The sequence below is a fragment of the Aeromonas sp. OTU364 genome, from assembly GCF_038440395.1.
Lineage (GTDB): Bacteria > Pseudomonadota > Gammaproteobacteria > Enterobacterales > Aeromonadaceae > Aeromonas.
The window spans coordinates 136,412-154,136 of the sequence record NZ_JASATR010000004.1; the positions used below are offsets into that span (position 1 = coordinate 136,412).

Consider the following 17,725-nt stretch of genomic DNA (forward strand, 5'->3'; position numbering starts at 1 on the left):
ATTGTCATTTCCCCGTCATGGGGCTGACAGCCCCCTCCCCTTACCCTTGTCCGGCAATATCCACCGCGTGCCTCTGGAGCCAGGCCGCGCTTACCCTCGGGAGTCCACATGAAACAGACCTTTCTCAATGCCATGGTGCTGACGGCGCTGGCAGGCTTTGCCGCCACCGCCCAGGCCGCCGATCACAGACAAAATCCGTTTACCCTGGCCTATGAAGGGGCCATCACCGAAAACATCCAGGGCAGGGTCAACCTCCACCCGGTGAAATATGACCTGCATGGCATCCAGATAGCCGCGAATGTCTATACCCCTGCCGACTATGATCCCGCCAAAACCTACCCGGCCGTGGTCGTTGCCCACCCCAACGGAGGGGTCAAGGAGCAGGTCGCGGGCCTCTATGCCCAGCGCCTGGCAGAGCAAGGCTACATCGCCATCACGGCGGACGCCGCCTACCAGGGGGCCAGCGGAGGCATGCCCCGCAGCGTCGATAAACCGGCAAACCGCATCGAGGACATTCACGGCATGGCGGATTACCTCGGCCAATACCCCGGCGTTGACAAGGAACGCATCGGCCTGCTTGGCATTTGCGGCGGTGGCGGTTACTCCTTGAAAGCGGCCCAGACCGACAAGCGTTTCAAGGCCCTGGCGACCCTGAGCATGTTTGACTCAGGGCTGGTGCGTCGCAACGGATATCAGGACTCTCAACTCGCCACCGTGCAAGAGCGCCTGAAGCAGGCCACCGATGCCCGCACCAGGGAGGTCACCACGGGTGAGGTGAGCTACTCCGGCGATGCCAACCTGACCGACGAACAGATAGCCAAGCTGCCGTTCGAGCTTTACCGCCAAGGCTATGAGTACTACTGGAAGACCCATGCCCATCCCAATTCGACATTCCGCTACACCACCAGCAGCCTGCTCGACCTGATGAACTTCGATGCCCAGAGCAACATGGAGCTCATCAATCAACCGCTGCTGATGATGGCGGGGACCAAGGCGGACTCGCGCTACATGACGGAAAGCGCCTTCAAGAAAGCCACCGGCACCGCCCATAAAGAGCTGTTCCTCATCGAGGGGGCGACGCACATTGAAACCTACTGGGTGCCTCGCTACGTGGATCAGGCGATGAGCCGGATCGATGCCTTCTTCGAAAAGAACATCTGACGATACCCCCATCGCCCCGGTCAGTGCCTTCACGGCGCTGATCGGGGCTTTCATCTCTTTGGCTCCCCCCTGTTTCCCCATGGCGTCATCGCCAAGCGTCCTTATCGCACCGGCTCGGGTTGCGACATCGGCTCGCAAGACGCCTCGGACTCGGTGCGTCGCCACAGTGCAAAGACGAGGCAGCCCACTCCCCCGACAGCCACTATCCAGCCCATGGTCCAGGGGGTGCCATCGGTGCACCAGCCGAGCAGGGCCGCGCTGAACACCCCGCTGCCGTAGTGCATGGCACCGACCAGGGAAGAGGCCGCGCCCGCCTGCTTCGGGAAGAGCGCCAGGGCGCTGGCCACCGAGTTGGCGACGATGAAGCCACTGACCGACATGTAGCAGAAGATGGGCACGGCCAACCCGGCGACCCCACCCAATCCCCACCAGGCATCGAGGGCCAGCCAGAGAGCGGAGGCAGCGGCAGCCCAGGCACCGTAGCGAAACAGGCGCTCGGGCCCCCACTTCGCCACCAGGCGAGTGTTGACGAAATTCAGCACCATCAACCCCAGGATATTGGCGCCAAAGAGCAGGCCATAGGCCTGCGCCGACACCTGGTAGTAATCGACGTAGGCAAACGGGGTTCCGGCGATAAAGGCATAGCAACCGCCGTAGTAAAAGCCGCCGGCGAGGGCATAGCGCAGCAAGCGTCCGTCCATCGCCAGGGCGACATAGTCTTTCATTGTCACGGCCAGAGACGCCTGGCTTCGGCCCGCCGGTGCCAGGGTTTCGGGCAGGTAGCGCATGGCGATCAGGGCCACGACCCCCATGATGGCCAGCACCCAGAAGATCCCTCGCCAGGACCAGTACAGCAGCAGTTGCCCCCCGAGCAACGGCCCGAGCAGAGGCGCGACCGCCATCATCAGGATCAGGGTCGACAGCATCTGGGCCGCCCGCTCCCTGGCATAGAGATCACGGACCATGGCCCTGGCCAGCACGGGGCCGGCGCAGGCTCCCAGGGCCTGAATGACGCGCCACACCAGCATCTGAGGGGCGGTCTCGGCCAGGGCACAGCCCACCGAGCCCAGGATGAAGAGTCCGATACCGAGCATGATGGGCAGGCGCCGGCCATAGCGATCGCTCGCCGGCCCCCAGAACAGCTGTCCCAGGCTGAAACCGATCAGAAAGGTCGAGATGGTCAGCTCGACCTGGGTCATGTCTGTGTTCAAGTCATGGACCAGCTGCGGCAACGCCGGCAGGTACATGTCGGTGGAAATGGAGGCAAACGACATCAAGGCGCTCAGGATGATCAGGATCCTGAGCTCCTGGGCATGAGCGCGTTCGGGCAGGCTACCTGGGTGTGCCGGTCCGACAGCGGGCTGACTGTTATTCCCCCGCATGCTCAATCCCGCCCCCCGGCGACGGCGGCGCGATAATCACCCTCGCTCACCTGCTCAAGCCAGGTCACCACCTTGCCATCCTGCTGTTCTGCCAGCGCCAGGTGGGTCATGGGGGTATCTGGCGCCGCACCGTGCCAATGCTTCACCCCGGCCGGGATCCACACCAGGTCCCCTGGCCGGATTTCCCGGACAGGCGCTCCCACCATCTGCACCCGCCCCACCCCACTGACCACGTAGAGGGTCTGGCCCAGGGGATGGGTATGCCAGGCGGTGCGCGCCCCCGGCATGAAGCTGACCAGACCACCGGAGATGGCGGCGGGCGCCGTGCCCTGATAGCGCAGATCCACATAGACATCCCCGACGAAGAACTCGCTGGCCCCCTGGGTTGCAGGCACCTGCCCCGGGGAAAATACCTGTATCGTCTGCTCCTTTGCCTCGGCCTGGCCGAGCGCCATGGCGGCGGCGAGCGTGGTGGCGGATATTGGGTTCATTGTCGACTCCTGCGTTTTAAAAAATGTGTCACTCGCGCCACCAGGCGCTGCCCTCGTGGGGGGCCAGCACGTTCAGGGGCTCCCCCATCATCGGGGTGGTCAATGGGATCTGCTGCTCGGCGGCCAGACGGACTATCTGCTCGAGGGGGTCATCCCACTGGTGCATGGCCAAATCGAAGGTGCCGTTGTGCACTGGATAGAGCCACTGCCCGCGCAGATCGTGAAACGCCTGCGCCGTCTGCGCCGGCAACATGTGCACGTACTCCCAGCGCTTGTCGTAGGCCCCGGTCTCGAGGAAGGCCATGTCGAACGGGCCGTAGCGCCTGCCGATCTCCTTGAAGCCGTCGAAGTAGCCGCTGTCACCGCTGAAGAAGAGAGTGGCTCCCTCCCCGCGAATGACCCAGGAGGCCCACAGGGTCTGGTTGCCATCCCCAAGGCCACGGCCGGAGAAGTGCTGGGCCGGGGTGGCGATGAATTCGATGCCGCCGACCCGGGCCTTCTGCCACCAATCCAGCTCCCTGACCTTGTGCTGGGGGACACCCCAGGCAACCAGGCGCGCCCCCACCCCGAGCGGCGTGATGAAGTGGCCGACCTTCTCTTGCAGCGCCAGGATGGCGTCATGATCGAGGTGGTCGTAGTGATCGTGGGAGAGGATCACCGCCTCTATGGGGGGCAGCGCATCCAGGGTGATGGGCGGTGCGTGCCAGCGTTTTGGACCGAACCACTGCACCGGCGAGGCGCGCTCGCTGAACACGGGATCCGTCAGCCAGAACTTGCCCTGCAATTTGAACAGCAGACTGGAGTGGCCGAGGCGCCACACGCTGTTGTCCGGGGCGGCCATCAGCCCCTCCCGGGTCATGGCCTGCACCGGGATGGCGCTATCCGGCACTGTGCCCTCAGGCTTGGCGAACAGAAAATCCCACCAGAGCCGGACCCCTTCCCAGGTGCTGCGCTGCGGCAGTGCCACGACATTGCTGAACCGACCCCCCTGATACTGTGAAGAGTCAGGGTGCGCGGGCAGGCCCGGTTTCAATACATAGGAGATAATGCCTGCCATCACGGCTCCTGTTAGCAACCAGAGAGCGCGCCGGCCCCTGGGGACGGCGCGAGAGAGTACAGAGGGGTTCTGCATTCATGAGACTCCTGTTGAGGATCCTGCCTTAGCGACCCACGTTTTTCTGCAGGTGTGACGGATAGCGATCCCCCTCCACCTTGATCCCGGCCAGGGCACGCTGGATGTCTCCCAGATCGGCGGCGCTCAGTGCCACCCGGGCTGCGCCCAGGTTCTCCTCGAGCCGATGCAGCTTGGTGGTGCCGGGTATGGGGGCGATCCAGGGCTTTTGTGCCAGCAGCCAGGCAATCGCGATCTGGGCAGAGGTCACCCCCTTGCTGGCCGCAAGATCGCTCAAGACCTCCACCAGATGCTGGTTGGCCTGGCGCGCCGCCTCGGCAAAACGTGGGACCTGGTTGCGAAAATCCGCGTCATCGAATCGGGTATCGACCTTGATGGCCCCGGTCAGGAAGCCCTTGCCGAGGGGGCTGAACGGCACAAAGCCGATGCCCAGCTCCTCCAGCAGCGGCAGAATGGCCTGCTCCGGTTCGCGCCACCAGAGAGAGTATTCGCTCTGCAGCGCCGCCACCGGCTGCACGGCGTGGGCACGACGAATGGAGTCGACACCGGCCTCGGACAGACCGAAGTGGCGCACCTTGCCCTCCTGGATAAGGTCTCGCACTGTGCCAGCCACCTCTTCCATGGGGACATCGGGATCGACGCGGTGCTGATAGAAGAGATCGATCACATCGGTGTTGAGGCGGCGCAGGGAGGCCTCGGCCACGGCGCGGATATTCTCCGGCCGGCTGTCCAGCCCATCGGGCACCTTGCCGTTCTTGAAACCGAACTTGGTGGCGATCACCACCTTGTCCCGGAACGGGGCCAGCGCCTCCCCCAGCAGCAGTTCGTTATCGCCAGGGCCATAGGCCTCGGCGGTGTCGAAGAAGGTCACTCCCAGTTCATGGGCGCGGCGGATAAGGTGGATGGCCTGCCCCTTGTCCGTGGCCGGGCCATAGCCAAAGCTCAGCCCCATGCAGCCCAGACCGATGGCCGACACCGTCAGCCCGCTGTTACCCAAAGTACGTGTTTGCATGATGGATCCCTTTTCCTGGAAGGCGCTCTCCTGGGAAAGCGCCATGGTGTGGGTGCCTGGCACCCGCCTGGTGTGATGGTTGGCGACTCGCGGCTCGCTCCTGACGCCGGAGCGAGAGGCACCGCCACTTACATGGCCTTGCGAAGGATGCTGGTCAGCACCTCCTGGGTGTAGGTCTCGGCCAGACCGAACCAGCGGGCGTTGCCCTTGAGGTTCTCCAGGATGGCGGGCAGGTCCGCCTCCGTGATGCCGAGCTGGGAGAGGCGGGTCGGCGTGCCAATCTTGTCGAACCATGTCTCCAGGGCGGCAATACCTTCCTCGGCGGTTTTCAAGCCGAACAGCTGCTGGGCGAAGCGCTCGAACTGAGCCGGATTCTGGCCCTGGTACCACTTCATCCAGGCGGGCATCACCACCGACAGGCCTGCGCCATGAGGCACATTGAACAGGGCGGAGAGCGCGTGTTCGATCATGTGGTTGGGGTAACCAAAGCCCGACGTCCCCGCATAGGTCAGGCCGTTCAATGCCAGGGTCGCCGCCCAGGCAAACTCGGCGCGGGCGTTGTAATTTTCGGGGTCTGCCAGCAACTGCTCCGTGGTCTCCAGCACGGTGGCGATGACGGACTCCACCAGGCGGGACTGGATTGTCGGCTGCACCTTGGCAGTGAAGTAGCCCTCGATGGCGTGGGCTATGATGTCCGCCGCCGAGTAGACCAGATAGTCCCGGGAGACCGTCTGCATCAGCGCCGGATTGACGATGGAGACCCTGGGGAAGGTGTGCACCGAGTTGATGGCGAACTTCTCTTTGGTGTCATCGTTGGTCACCACGGCGCCGCTGTTCATCTCGCTGCCGGTGGCAGCCAGGGTCAGGATGGCAAACACCGGCAGCGCCGCCTCGATCTGCCCCTTGCCGACGAACAGATCCCAGACATCCCCCTGATAGAGGCTGCCTGCGGCAATGGCCTTGGCGCTGTCGAGCACGGAGCCGCCGCCGACGCTGAGGATGGCGTCGACCCCCTGCTCCCGAGCCAGGGCGATGGCCTCACGCACCTTGGAGATGAGCGGGTTGCTGACGATGCCGCCGCATTCCACGAACGGGATCCCCTGCTCGCCCAGGCTGGCGCTCACGGTAGCAAAGAGGCCATCACCCTTGATGCGATCGCTGCCATAGGCCAGCAGCACCTTCTTGATGCCGTGCTGGGCCAGGATCTCGCCGATGAGGCGCTCCTTGCCGGTGCCAAACTCGATCCGGGTCGGGTTGTAAAAGCTGAAATTGTCCATCTTGCTCGTCTCGCTGTCCGGGGACATGCCGGGTGGCATCTCGATGGACTGAACTATAAATGGGCAACAAACATCGAACTAGACGGCAAATGGATGAATCAGTTACAACTAAATGATGTAAATTGACGAGAAAGAGCATGATCAGCGAATTGAGATCCATCACCACCTTCGTGCGCACGGTGGAACTGGGCAGCCTCAGCAAGGCCGCCGAGGCCCAGCAGATCTCCCCTCAGGCCGCCAGCAAGGCACTGAGGCAGCTGGAGACCTATCTCGGGGTGCGTCTGTTTCATCGCACCACCCGCAGCATGTCGCTGACCGAAGAGGGCCAGCGCTTCCTGGAGGCGGCCCAACCCGCCCTGCTCGGCCTGCAGCAGGCGCTGTCGGCCGCGAGGCAGACCCGGGAGGCATTCGCCGGCCCGCTGCGGATCGTGGGGCCCCGCTCGGTCGCGCAGATGATCATAGGCCCAGTGCTGGACGAGTACTGCCGGCTCTACCCCGAGGTCCAGCCCGATGTACAGCTCGATGACCGCATCGGCAACTGGGTGGAGGAGCGGGTCGATGTGGGTTTGCGGATCGGCCTCTCGCCACAGGATGGGCTGATCGCACGCCGCCTGTTTCCCTTGCAGCTCATCATCTGCGCCTCCCCCACCTATCTGCGCAAACATGGGGTGCCGCAAACGCTGCACGATCTGGGCGTGCACCGCTGCAGCGTGTTTCGTCATGCCGGCACCGGCCACCTTATTCCCTGGCATGTAAGGCTTGGTGAGAGCGTGCAGGACCATCTCGTTCGTCCGGCGATATCGACCAATGACGAGACGGTGGAGCTGGGCGCCGTGCTGGCTGGGGAAGTGATAGGCCAGATCGCCGGGCCGACGGCGGCGGCGCACATCCGGGCCGGCCGCCTGGTTCCCCTGCTGCTCGACCACATGACAGACATGTACAGCCTGTTTCTCTACTACGGCAGCCGTGCGGCCCAGCCCGCCCGGGTACGTCGCTTCATCGATCTGGCGGTCGAGCGCCTCACCGACAGCCCGGAGTTCGTGCTCGGCGCCGAGGAGCTGCGCCTTGCCCATGCCAAGGGTATTGCCCCGGCAACATGAAGCTCATGACGGGTTCATCCTGGCGTGGATCCCAAGATGAGTGTTGCCGTCATGGACGGCAGGAATGGCGAGGGAGCCAGGACAGCAGAGGTCAGTTGATATTGGGCAGAGGGTCAATGAGCGAGGTGACAGGCAAGGCCGCAGCGTGTGCGTTGACGGGGTACGCACGCTAAAGCTGACAGGGAGGCGAAACCAAGGGGATTGAGGGTGTGACGCTTGGAGATAGTACGGGAGAGCTGCCTGGTTACCGCGGCACGGCTAGGGTTTGCAGGGATTTCTGGATCTCTTTACGACCACCACAGGGGAGCGTGGTGACTTTCCGGTAGTACCAGATGCCGTGGGGACTGAGCCAGAGATTCACAGAGAAGACTCCTGATTCATCCACATAAAGTGGATTACCAAGAGGTCTGAAGGGGGCTATTAGCTGTAACTTATTGATTTCCAGAAACAGGTGGTGGCCCCACCAGCCACATCCCGGCACTCGAGTCCCCCGCCTTGGCTGCTACCTTCCGGTCCTGACCAGGTTGACGAGTTATCAATGCGAGAGGACCAATGGGACCACCGGCGAGGAGAATAGGCAAACTGGCCTGCCAATGCAATGGCTTTCTGCCAGGAGGCGAACCGTTCGCCTTATTTTTCAACAATCTGCCGAATGGATCAGCTAAACAGCATGAATTTGGCGCCCACCAGCAGCATCAGCAGGGCGAACGCCTGCTTGAGCCGTTTGGGGGAGAGGCGATGGGCCAGCCTGGCGCCGACGCGGGCAAACTGGGTGCTGGTCAGCACTATGCCAAGCAGGGCCGGCAGATAGATGTAGCCGACACTCCACTCGGGCAGATCGGCGTGACCCCAGCCGGCATAGAGGTAGCTCAGGCTGCCCGCCAGGGCGATGGGCATGCTGCAGGCGGCGGAGGCCGCCACGGCGTTGCGCATGGGCACCGAGTTCCAGCTGAGATAAGGCACCGTCATGGAGCCCCCTCCTATGCCAAACAGCGCCGAAAGCCAGCCGATGATGGTGCCCGCGATGCCGGTGCCGACCGGCCCTGGCATGTGGCGCTCCGCCTTGGGCTTGAGGTTGAGCCCCATCTGCAGCGCCATGGTCCAGGCGAAGCAGCCGATGATGATGTTGAGGGTGCTGGCGCTGAGCAGGCTGGCGGTCAGGCCGCCGAGCCAGGCGCCGATGAGCATGCCGGCCCCCAGGCGCCGTATCATCACCCAGTCGACCGCTCCCGCCTCCTGATGGGCCCGCAGGGAGCTGAAGCCGGTGAAGATCATGGTGGGCAGCGAAGTACCGAGGGCGAGGTGGGTAATGATCTCCGGGGCCACCCCCTGGGCATGAAAGCTCAAGACCAGCACAGGCACTATGATGAGCCCGCCGCCGATCCCGAACAGTCCCGCCAGCATGCCCGCGAAGGCCCCCAACACCAGATAACCCACAAACAGCATAAAAATTCCTTATATAGCTAAATGGCGGTCAACTTGACCGCCATTGCCCATAAAAAAAGAGATGGCGTTGCGCCATCTCGTTATTGTGCCGATTAATGCAGGGGAATGGTACCGTCCATCACCTTGTAGAAGGCCAGCACGGCGCAACCGAGCAGGGCCGCCGTCATCCCCCGCTCCAGCCGGTTGAGGCTGCGCAGGCCATGGTGCTGGCGCGCCTTCCAGTAGATGAAGATCCCCGGGCTGTAGAGCAGGGCCACCAGCAGCAGGTACTCCACCCCGGCGGCATAGACCAGCCAGCAGCCGTAGACGGTGGCCACCAGGGCCAGCAGCAGATCACGCTTGCGCTGATGGGGCTGGTGCTCGTAGGTGGTGCCCTGCAGCGCCAGTTTGAGGCCATAGGCGCCGGAGAAGACGTAAGGCACCAGGGCCGCCGAGGTGGCGATGTTGACCAGCGCCAGGTAGGTGCTGCTCTGGAAGTAGATGATGATGAGGAAAGCCTGCACCAGGCAGGTGGAGCACCAGAGCGACACCTGGGGGGAGCCGTTCTTGTTCTCCTTGGCAAACCAGGCCGGGAAGACCCCTGTCTTGCCCGCGATGTAGGGTACTTCCGCCGCCAGCACGGTCCAGCTCAGCAGGGCCCCCATCACGGAGATCACCAGACCGATGTTGATGAGCCAGGCGCCCCAGGGGCCGACCACGGCTTCCAGGATCATGGCGGTGGAGGGGTTCTTCAGGGCCGCCAGCTGCGGCTGGTTCATCACCCCCAGCGAAAACAGGGTCACCATGACGTAGAGCGCCAGGGCGCCGAGCAGCGCCAGCACGGTGGCACGGCCCACGTCCTTGCGGTGACGGGCACGGGCGGAGACCACCACGGCCCCCTCGATGCCGATGAAGACCCAGAGCGTCACCTTCATGGTGGATTTGACCTGATCCATCACCGAGCCCAGCTCGGTGTTGCCCTGCCCCCAGATGTCCAGGGTGAAGGTCTCCATGTTGAAGGCGAGCAGGACGGCGACGCAGAAGACGATGAGGGGCACCATCTTGGCGATGGTGGTGACTATGTTCACCAGGGCCGCCACCTGGATGCCACGCAGCACCAGGGCGTGCACCGACCAGATGAGCAGGGACGCGAGGGTGATGGCGACCGGGGTGTTGCCGTCGCCGAAGATGACCCTGTCCGGGGTGTCGAAGAAGTAGCTCAGGGCGCTGAACACCACGATGGCGTAGGAGACGTTGGCCAGCAGCTGGCAGAGCCAGTAGCCCCAGGCGGCGTTGAAACCGACGAAATCACCGAAACCGGCCTTGGCGTAACTGAAGATGCCCCCGTCGAGATCCGGGCGACGCATGGAGAGGTTCTGGTAGACCAGGGCGAGGCAGATCATGCCGATCCCGGTGATGGCCCACCCCAGGGCGACGGCCCCGGCGCTGGCGTGCGCTGCGATGTTTTGTGGCAGACTGAAGACCCCGGCACCGACCATGGAGCCGATCACCAGCGAAATGAGGGCGCCGAGCCCTAGTTTCTTGTCCATCTCAAACCTGTTTTATTAAGCGGCGGCTGAGCATCCGTATTCATACAGCGCGCGACATGGGAGGGGCGATAAATCCGTACCCCGTGAAAAAGGCGGCAACTATATTGCATGACTATTCCGACCGCAATCCTTCGCAGTGCCAATCATGCACCGCCTTGACCGCGCGCAATTCTACAGCACTCACTCACCCGGCCTGTGAGCTGGTTCAAATTCAGAAAGACCCGTTGATCTTTCACGTTTTTCCATGATGTCAGCCCTGTTTTTCAAAGAAGCCCTGCATGCCCATGCAACGGGTCGCGCTGGGCGTCAGGCAGGTCTTTTGGGTAAAGCGGCCATAAAAATGCCCCTGTGCCAGTGGCAAGGGGCATGGGCGGATCGCCGCCGGGGTCAGAGCCGCAGACCGCCGTCGAGATCGATGATCCGGCCGGACAGGTAGTCGTTGGCGAGGATGAATTGCACCGTCTGGGCCAGTTGCTCCCCCTGCCCCAGGGCGCCGACCGGAATGGCCTGCTGCATCCGGGCCATAGCTTCGGGCTTCATGGCCGCCGTCATGTCGGTGGCAAAGACCCCAGGGGCTATGCCCATCACCCGGATGCCGTGGCGGGCCAGCTCCCGCCCCCAGGTCACCACCAGGGAGGCGACCCCCGCCTTGCTGGCGGCATAGTTGCTCTGGCCTATGTTGCCGGCGCGGGCGATGGAGGAGATGTTGATGATGACGCCCCCCTGCCCCCCTTTCGCCATCAAGGCCGCCCCCTCGCGGCCGCAGAGGAAGGTGCCGGTGAGGTTGACGTCGATGACAGCCTGCCACTGGGCCAGGCTCATCTTCTCCACCAGCACCCCCTCTTTGACCTTGATGAGCATGCCGTCCCGCAATATGCCGGCGCAGTTGACCAGGCCATGCAAGGCACCCAATTGCTCCTCGATGGCGGCGAAGGTCGCCTCCACCTCGGGCTCGCTCGCCACGTTGCAGACGAACAGGGCGCAGCGACCATCCCGGCTGCGCACTTCCGCCTCGGTCACCTCCAGATCGGCGCGGTTGACGTCGACCAGGGCCAGCACGGCACCCTGACTGGCCAGACGCAGGGCGATGGCGCGACCGAGCCCACGCCCGGCCCCGGTAATGGCAATGACTCTGTTATGAATGTCCATGAATGCTCCTGATGAGATGGCCGGTGACTGTCGAGTAAAAGACTATCGGGTAAGAAGACGGATAGCGGCCCTTAACCCGGATCTGTGTTGTCCCGATAGAGCTCGAGGATGCTGGAGAAATCCTTGGCCCCCTGCCCCTTCGCCGCATGCAGGTTGAAGAGGTTGCGGGCCAGCGCCCCCATGGGCACGGCGCTGTGGGCGTGCTCGGCGAGCGCCATGGCGAGCCCCAGATCTTTGACCATCAATCGGGTCATGAAGCCCCCCTCATACCCGCGGGACGCCGGGGCGTTCTCCATCACCCCGGGCCAGGGGTTGTAGCGCTCCAGGCTCCAGTTGTTGCCCGAGCTCTTGCCCATGATGGTGGAGAGGACGCCCGGTTCCAGCCCCTCCTTGACCCCGAGCGCCAGGGCCTCTGCGGTGCCCGCCATGTGGATGGCGAGCAGCATGTTGTTGCACATCTTGGCGATCTGCCCCGCCCCGAGCGCCCCGGCGTGGAACAGGTTCTGCCCCATGCAGGCGAGCACCGGCTTGGCCGCCTCGAAGTCGCTGCTCTCGCCACCGACGATAAAGGTGAGGGTGCCCGCCGCCGCGCCAGCCACCCCGCCGGAGACGGGGGCATCGAGGAAGCGGATGCCCCGCGCCTTCGCCGCCGCCCCCACGGCGCGGGCCGAGGCCACGTCTATGGTGGAGCAGTCGATCACCAGGGCCCCCGCCGGAAAGGCCCCCAGCAGATCCTGGCCACCTCCCTCCGACAGCCAGAGCCCGCGCACATGCTCGCCGGCCGGCAGCATGCTGATGGCCAGATCGCAGCCGCTGACCGCCTCGCGGGCATCCCCGGCGACGATGCAACCGGCCTTGATCGCCCGCTCCAGGCTCTCGGGCACCAGATCAAAGACCTGCACTGCATGGCCCGCCCTGGCGAGGTTCGCGGCCATGGGCCCTCCCATGTTGCCGAGCCCGATAAATCCAATCCTTGTCATGCTTTGCTCCTTGCTCCGTTCGTTATCCGGCTCCTCGTCCGGCGTGCCCCTTGGCAACGCTAGGCCAGGGGATTTGTCCCCTCGGGCCAACGATAGAAATCCTCAAGCCACTCAGTGCCGGGCCGGGGCGGCTGCCAGCGGGGGGACTTGTCCTTGTCGATGAGCAGGGCCCGCACCCCTTCCACGAAGTCCCCCTTGAGCACGCAGTTGACCGAGAGCGCCAGCTCGTCGGCAAACACCTCGGCCAGGGACTGGCGGCGCGCCTGCCAGTACTGGCGCCAGAGGATGGCGCGGCTGATGGGGCTGCCGGCGCGGCAGGTGTCGCGGGCCCGGGCCAGGTCAGGTTCGTCCAGCTCGCTCCTGTCCAGCCTGTCCAGCACCCCTTGCAGGGTGCGTCCGGCCAGCAGGGCATGGATCCTCGCCTGATGAGGCAGGATCACGGGGGCCGGCAACTGCTCGCGGGCCTCGGCGTGCAGCCCGCCCAGTAACGTATCTATCTGCTCGCGCGGATCCCCCTTCGCGGCCCAGTCCAAGGCGGCGAGCCGTGCCGGCAGTTCGGCCCGCTCGCGGCTCGTCATGGCGTGATCCGCGAGCCCCAGCCCTAGGGCGTCCGCCCCGTTGAAACGGGCACCGGTGAGACCAAGCCAGAGCCCGAGCCGCCCGGGCATGCGGCTCAAGAACCAGCTGGCCCCCACATCCGGGTAGAGGCCTATGGTCACCTCCGGCATGGCGAACAGGCTCTTCTCGGTCACCACCCGAAAATCGGCGCCGGCGAAGAGGCCGATACCGCCCCCCATGCAGATGCCGTCCGCCACGCAGACGAGCGGCTTGCTGTAGCCGTGGATGTGGTGATCTAGCCTGTACTCCTGCTCAAAAAAGTCGCGGGCATAGGCAAAGAGCGCCTGCTCGCTCTCCTCCTGCCGGCGGTAATAGAAGGAGCGAATGTCGCCGCCTGCGCAGAAGGCCTTCTCCCCGGCCCCCTGCAGCAGCACGCAGACGATGGCAGGATCCTGCTCCCACGCCGTGAGCGCGTCTTGCAGGCGCTGGATCATCTCAAGGCTCAGGGCATTGAGGGAGGCGGGGCTGTCCAGGGTCAGGATGCCGATGAGGTGCCCGTCCGCCGTGAGATGGGTTGCCAGACGCACGGGCTCAGTCATGGGACTCTCCCGCGCTCTTGTCATAGCGCCAGCGCGGGGCACGCTTCTCGAGGAAGGCGGCCACCCCCTCGCGCTGGTTGGCATCGTCAAACAGGGCCAGGAACAGGCTGCGCTCCAGCGGCAGGGCCGCGTCCCTGTGGCCGCTGCGCCCCTGGTTGATGAGCTGCTTGCAGGCGCGCAGGGCGCTGGGGCTCTGGCGCTCCACCCGCTGCGCCATCTGCTGCGCCGCCGTCCAGGCGTGCCCTTCGGTCACCACCTCCTCCACCAGCCCCATCTCGTAGGCCAGGGTGGCGCTCACCTTCTCGCCGCAGAGGATCATCCGCTTGGCCCAGCCCGGCCCCACCAGTTCGGTGAGGCGCTGGGTACCGCCAGCGCAGGGCAGCAAGCCCACCGAGGCCTCCGGCAGCCCCAGCAGCGCCTGCTGCTCGGCGATGCGAATGTCGCAGGCCAGCGCCACCTCGAGGCCCCCCCCCATGGCAAAGCCATTGATGGCGGCAATGCTGACCCCGTGGAAGCGGGCCAGCGCCTCGAAGGCGCGGCCAAAGGCCTCTGCCACCTCGCGGGCGTGCTCCGGGTTGCCGTCGGCAAACATCTTGAGATCGGCGCCGGCGCAGAAGAACTTGTCCCCCGCCCCGCGGATCACCAGGGCCACCACGTCGGGGCGGCTGTCGAGCTCCACCATCATCTGCAAGAAAGCCTGCAGGCTGGCCAGAGTCCAGGTGTTGGCAGGGGGGTGGTCGAGCGTGATGTAGGCCACGTGACCGTGATATTCGAGCCTGATCCTTGTCATTGCACTGTCCTTGTCATTAAACCTGCCGCCATGATGACAGGGTTGAATGGAGCCGACATTCGGCTGGCTCACAAAGCCTGACGAGGGCGCGGCGCCTGTCAGCCATTCCCCGGCAGAAGCAGGAAGACGGGCAGCCACCCCCCTCTACTCCAGCGACAAACCGGGATCCCCCAGCAGGCGGCGGGCGATGATGAGCCGCATCACTTCGTTCGTGCCCTCCAGAATGCGGTGCACCCGGGTGTCGCGCAGATAGCGCTCAAGCGGATACTCGCGGATATAACCATAGCCACCAAAGAGTTGCAGGGCCTCATCGCAGACGCGATAACCCACGTCGGTGGCAAAGCGCTTGGCCATGGCGCACCAGGCGCTCTTGTCCGGGCTGCCGCCGTCGAGCTTGGCGGCGGCCTGACGCACCAACAGGCGGGCGGCAGCCAGCTCGGTGGCCATGTCGGCGAGGCGGAACTGCACGCTCTGGAATTCGCTGATCGGGTGCCCAAATTGCTGGCGCTGCTGCACATGGGCCAGGGCGTCGTCCAGCGCCTGCTGGGCAGTGCCCAGCGAACAGCTGGCAATATTGATGCGCCCCCCATCCAGCGCCTGCATGGCGAACCTGAACCCTTCTCCCTCCTCCCCCAGCCGGTAGCGGGCGGGAATGCGCACGGCGCTGAAATTCACCTCCCGGGTCGGCTGGCTGTTCCAGCCCATCTTCTCCTCCGCCTTGCCATAGCTCACACCCGGCGTATCGGCGGGCACCATAAAGGCAGATATCCCCTTGGCCCCCTCCCCCCCGGTGCGGGCCATCACCACCAGCACCTGAGTGCTGCCCGCCCCCGAGATGAACACCTTGCTGCCCTCGATGAGGTAATCGTCGCCATCGCGCACCGCACGGGTCTTGAGGGCGGCGGCATCCGATCCCGCCCCCGGCTCGGTGAGGCAGTAGGAGCCCAGCAGCTCGCCGCAGCTAAGCCTGGGTACCCACTCTGCGGCCACCTCACTCGGCAGCCAGCTGCCCAGCATCCAGCTCACCATGTTGTGTATGGTCAGGTAGGCCGTGGTGGAGGTGCAGCCCATGGCCAGGCGCTCGAAGATGAGGCTGGCGTCGAGCCGGCTCAACCCCAGGCCGTCATATTGCTCCGGGGTGTAGAGGCCGCACAGACCCAGCGCCGCCGCCTGCTTGATGGTAGGGACGGGGAACTCGTGCTCCCTGTCCCAGCGGGCGGCGTGGGGCTTGAGCGCCAGATCGGCGAAGGCACCGGCCGAGTCGACACAGGCCCGTTGGGATTCGGTCAGGGTAAAGTCCATCTTGTTCGCTTCCTCGTTATCTCGATTGCTTGTCGCAGATCCACCCTTAGATGCAGGGACAGCCAGGGTAGGCGCCGATGGGGATACCGTCGGCCCATCGGCCACTCCTCACCGCAGGTGGATGGTCGTGGTGGGCGTCGGCGGGCGAGCCCTAGGCCCATCATCCATTGCTCAGCGCAGGTGAATAGTCATGTTGGGTCCGGTCGGTATGTCCTCGTCGAACCAGCGCTCGGTCACCGTCTTGGTCTCGGTGTAGAAACGCACCGCCTGCTTGCCGTAGGCGTGCAGATCCCCGTAGAAGGAGCCGCGCCAGCCGGTGAAGGAGAAGAAGGGCAGCGGCACCGGAATGGGCACGTTGATCCCCACCTGGCCCACCGCCACCTCGTGGCGGAACTTGCGGGCCGCGGCACCGCAACCGGTGAAGATGGAGGTGCCGTTGCCATAGGGGTTGTCGTTGATGAGGGCGAGCGCCTCGTCCAGGCTCTCCACCTCCAGGCAGGCGAGCACGGGGCCGAAGATCTCCTCCTTGTAGATACGCATCTCGGGGGTCACGCCGCGAAACAGGGTCGGCCCCACCCAGTTGCCCACCGGGTAGCCGGGCACGTCGCAAAAACGCCCGTCCAGCAGACACTGGGCCCCCTCGGCCATGCCTGCTTCAATCAGGCTCTCTACCCTGACTTTTGCCTCAGGGCTGATAAGGGGGCCATAGGCGGCCTCTGGATCATGCCAGACACCGGGCTTGACCCTGGCAAACTCGGCGGCGAGCTCCGGGATCCACTCCCTCGCGCTCCCCACGAAGACCGCCACGCTGATGGCCATGCAGCGCTGGCCGGCGGCCCCCACCCCGGCCCCCACCAGGTTGCTCAGCACCTGCGCCTTGTTGGCGTCCGGCATGATCACCATGTGGTTCTTGGCGCCGACGAAACACTGGGCACGCTTGAGGTGGTCGGTGGCGGTGCGATAGACGTGGGCCCCGACCCGGGCCGAGCCCACGAAGCTCACCGCCTTCACGTCCGGGTGGGCGAGCAGCGCATCCACCTGCTCGGCGCCCCCGTGCACCACGCTGAGGATGCCCGCTGGCGCCCCCGCCTCGGTGAACAGCTCGGCCAGCCGCATGGGAGTCAGGGGATCCTGCTCCGAGGGTTTGAGCACGAAGCCGTTGCCGCAGGCCACCGCCAGGGGGAACATCCAGAGCGGTATCATGGCGGGGAAGTTGAACGGCGTGATGCCGACGCAGACCCCCAGCGGCTGCACCCAGGAGTGACCATCCACCCGGCGCGCCACATTGCCCATGGTCTCCCCCATGGTCTGACTGGCGACGCCGCAGGCCTGCTCCACCACCTCGATGCCGCGCCACACATCTCCCCTGGCGTCCGCCAGGTTCTTGCCCGTCTCCTGGGCCAGCAGGGTCGCCAGCTCGTCGTGATGGGTTTTGAGCAGATGCTGGTAGTTGAACATGACCCTGGCCCGCTCGGGGGCCGGCACCTCCCGCCACAGCAGGTAGGCGTCGTGAGCGCGGCGCACCGCCAGCTCTACTTCCCCGGCCGTGGCTCTCGGCACCCGCGCCAGCAGGCTCTGATCCGCCGGGTTGGTCACCTCGATCCAGGCCTCGCTCGCGGAAGGATACGCCTCGCCGCCGATATAGAGCGGCAGATCCCCGTACTGGGTGTGGTGTTGGTTCATGCCGCACTCTCCTTGGCTGCCCGGTGGCCGGCACTGTGCCAGCGCCCCTCAGGCAGACCGGCAGACCGGATGCACTCGCTGATCATCTTGCTCGCTCCTTGCGTTTGCCCGCTCGGGGGTATGCCCCTTGCAGT

Annotated in this window: 15 protein-coding genes and 1 other RNA gene; 2 read left to right on the forward strand and 14 right to left on the reverse strand. The window is 64.9% G+C overall.

The features are described 5' to 3' along the window. Nucleotides 1-108: 108 nt before the first annotated feature. Complete coding sequence (locus tag AAHB08_RS06620; RefSeq protein ID WP_342058478.1) at nt 109-1,161, forward strand: alpha/beta hydrolase; 1,053 nt, start codon at nt 109-111, stop codon at nt 1,159-1,161. A gap of 101 nt (nt 1,162-1,262) precedes the next feature. On the opposite strand, the gene AAHB08_RS06625 is transcribed toward AAHB08_RS06620, so the two are convergent. From AAHB08_RS06625 to AAHB08_RS06645, 5 genes are all read right to left on the reverse strand, one after another. Further along, nucleotides 1,263-2,543 carry a Bcr/CflA family multidrug efflux MFS transporter gene (locus AAHB08_RS06625; RefSeq protein WP_342058479.1) on the reverse strand — a complete coding sequence of 427 codons (1,281 nt, stop codon included), beginning with the start codon at nt 2,541-2,543 and terminating at the stop codon, nt 1,263-1,265. Between the two features lie 2 nt (nt 2,544-2,545). Continuing rightward, nucleotides 2,546-3,034, reverse strand: a complete 489-nt coding sequence (locus AAHB08_RS06630; RefSeq protein ID WP_342058480.1) for a (R)-mandelonitrile lyase — start codon at nt 3,032-3,034, stop codon at nt 2,546-2,548. A gap of 28 nt (nt 3,035-3,062) precedes the next feature. Continuing rightward, nucleotides 3,063-4,091 carry an MBL fold metallo-hydrolase gene (locus tag AAHB08_RS06635; RefSeq protein ID WP_342058481.1) on the reverse strand — a complete coding sequence of 343 codons (1,029 nt, stop codon included), beginning with the start codon at nt 4,089-4,091 and terminating at the stop codon, nt 3,063-3,065. Nucleotides 4,092-4,194: 103 nt separating this feature from the next. Continuing rightward, on the reverse strand, nt 4,195-5,178 hold the full coding sequence (locus AAHB08_RS06640) for an aldo/keto reductase (protein WP_342058482.1): 984 nt from the start codon (nt 5,176-5,178) through the stop codon (nt 4,195-4,197). A 128-nt stretch (nt 5,179-5,306) separates the two neighbouring features. Then, nucleotides 5,307-6,455: an iron-containing alcohol dehydrogenase gene (locus AAHB08_RS06645; RefSeq protein WP_342058483.1), complete on the reverse strand. Its 1,149-nt coding sequence runs from the start codon at nt 6,453-6,455 to the stop codon at nt 5,307-5,309. A gap of 137 nt (nt 6,456-6,592) precedes the next feature. Between AAHB08_RS06645 and AAHB08_RS06650 the strand changes: the two genes are divergently transcribed. Next, the gene (locus AAHB08_RS06650) at nt 6,593-7,555 is read left to right on the forward strand and encodes a LysR family transcriptional regulator (RefSeq protein WP_342058484.1); all 963 of its coding nucleotides are present in this window, start codon (nt 6,593-6,595) and stop codon (nt 7,553-7,555) included. 458 nt (nt 7,556-8,013) lie between these two features. Here the strand turns inward: AAHB08_RS06650 and ffs are convergent. From ffs to AAHB08_RS06695, 9 genes are all read right to left on the reverse strand, one after another. After that, an RNA gene (gene ffs / locus AAHB08_RS06655) (signal recognition particle sRNA small type) lies at nt 8,014-8,110 on the reverse strand. Nucleotides 8,111-8,212: 102 nt separating this feature from the next. After that, nucleotides 8,213-9,001 (reverse strand): sulfite exporter TauE/SafE family protein, encoded by a 789-nt coding sequence (locus AAHB08_RS06660; protein ID WP_247626269.1) that lies wholly within the window; start codon nt 8,999-9,001, stop codon nt 8,213-8,215. Nucleotides 9,002-9,093: 92 nt separating this feature from the next. After that, nucleotides 9,094-10,530, reverse strand: coding sequence for an arginine-ornithine antiporter (gene arcD, locus AAHB08_RS06665; protein WP_265437112.1), 1,437 nt, complete (start codon nt 10,528-10,530; stop codon nt 9,094-9,096). A gap of 387 nt (nt 10,531-10,917) precedes the next feature. Beyond that, a complete protein-coding gene (locus tag AAHB08_RS06670; protein ID WP_247626271.1) occupies nt 10,918-11,679 on the reverse strand; it encodes an SDR family oxidoreductase in 762 nt (253 codons plus the stop codon). Nucleotides 11,680-11,750: 71 nt separating this feature from the next. Continuing rightward, nucleotides 11,751-12,659, reverse strand: a complete 909-nt coding sequence (gene mmsB / locus AAHB08_RS06675; RefSeq protein ID WP_342058485.1) for a 3-hydroxyisobutyrate dehydrogenase — start codon at nt 12,657-12,659, stop codon at nt 11,751-11,753. Nucleotides 12,660-12,718: 59 nt separating this feature from the next. Further along, nucleotides 12,719-13,816, reverse strand: coding sequence for an enoyl-CoA hydratase/isomerase family protein (locus AAHB08_RS06680; RefSeq protein ID WP_342058486.1), 1,098 nt, complete (start codon nt 13,814-13,816; stop codon nt 12,719-12,721). Next, entirely contained in the window at nt 13,809-14,606 is a 798-nt protein-coding gene (locus AAHB08_RS06685; RefSeq protein WP_111912052.1) for an enoyl-CoA hydratase, read from the reverse strand. The genes AAHB08_RS06680 and AAHB08_RS06685 overlap by 8 nt, the downstream gene beginning before the upstream one ends. Before the next feature lie 144 nt (nt 14,607-14,750). Then, nucleotides 14,751-15,908: an acyl-CoA dehydrogenase family protein gene (locus AAHB08_RS06690; protein WP_202045427.1), complete on the reverse strand. Its 1,158-nt coding sequence runs from the start codon at nt 15,906-15,908 to the stop codon at nt 14,751-14,753. A 171-nt stretch (nt 15,909-16,079) separates the two neighbouring features. Beyond that, nucleotides 16,080-17,591 (reverse strand): CoA-acylating methylmalonate-semialdehyde dehydrogenase, encoded by a 1,512-nt coding sequence (locus tag AAHB08_RS06695; RefSeq protein ID WP_342058487.1) that lies wholly within the window; start codon nt 17,589-17,591, stop codon nt 16,080-16,082. Between the last annotated feature and the right edge of the window lie 134 nt (nt 17,592-17,725).

Bases quoted from the DNA above. Each gene is read 5' to 3' on its own strand.
- AAHB08_RS06630 (WP_342058480.1), bottom strand. From the start codon at position 3,034: ATGAACCCAATATCCGCCACCACGCTCGCCGCCGCCATGGCGCTCGGC.
- mmsB (WP_342058485.1), bottom strand. From the start codon at position 12,659: ATGACAAGGATTGGATTTATCGGGCTCGGCAACATGGGAGGGCCCATG.
- AAHB08_RS06695 (WP_342058487.1), bottom strand. From the start codon at position 17,591: ATGAACCAACACCACACCCAGTACGGGGATCTGCCGCTCTATATCGGC.
- arcD (WP_265437112.1), bottom strand. From the start codon at position 10,530: ATGGACAAGAAACTAGGGCTCGGCGCCCTCATTTCGCTGGTGATCGGC.
- AAHB08_RS06690 (WP_202045427.1), bottom strand. From the start codon at position 15,908: ATGGACTTTACCCTGACCGAATCCCAACGGGCCTGTGTCGACTCGGCC.
- AAHB08_RS06660 (WP_247626269.1), bottom strand. From the start codon at position 9,001: ATGCTGTTTGTGGGTTATCTGGTGTTGGGGGCCTTCGCGGGCATGCTG.
- AAHB08_RS06680 (WP_342058486.1), bottom strand. From the start codon at position 13,816: ATGACTGAGCCCGTGCGTCTGGCAACCCATCTCACGGCGGACGGGCAC.
- AAHB08_RS06685 (WP_111912052.1), bottom strand. From the start codon at position 14,606: ATGACAAGGATCAGGCTCGAATATCACGGTCACGTGGCCTACATCACG.
- AAHB08_RS06670 (WP_247626271.1), bottom strand. From the start codon at position 11,679: ATGGACATTCATAACAGAGTCATTGCCATTACCGGGGCCGGGCGTGGG.
- AAHB08_RS06620 (WP_342058478.1), top strand. From the start codon at position 109: ATGAAACAGACCTTTCTCAATGCCATGGTGCTGACGGCGCTGGCAGGC.
- AAHB08_RS06625 (WP_342058479.1), bottom strand. From the start codon at position 2,543: ATGCGGGGGAATAACAGTCAGCCCGCTGTCGGACCGGCACACCCAGGT.
- AAHB08_RS06645 (WP_342058483.1), bottom strand. From the start codon at position 6,455: ATGGACAATTTCAGCTTTTACAACCCGACCCGGATCGAGTTTGGCACC.
- AAHB08_RS06640 (WP_342058482.1), bottom strand. From the start codon at position 5,178: ATGCAAACACGTACTTTGGGTAACAGCGGGCTGACGGTGTCGGCCATC.
- AAHB08_RS06635 (WP_342058481.1), bottom strand. From the start codon at position 4,091: ATGGCAGGCATTATCTCCTATGTATTGAAACCGGGCCTGCCCGCGCAC.
- AAHB08_RS06650 (WP_342058484.1), top strand. From the start codon at position 6,593: ATGATCAGCGAATTGAGATCCATCACCACCTTCGTGCGCACGGTGGAA.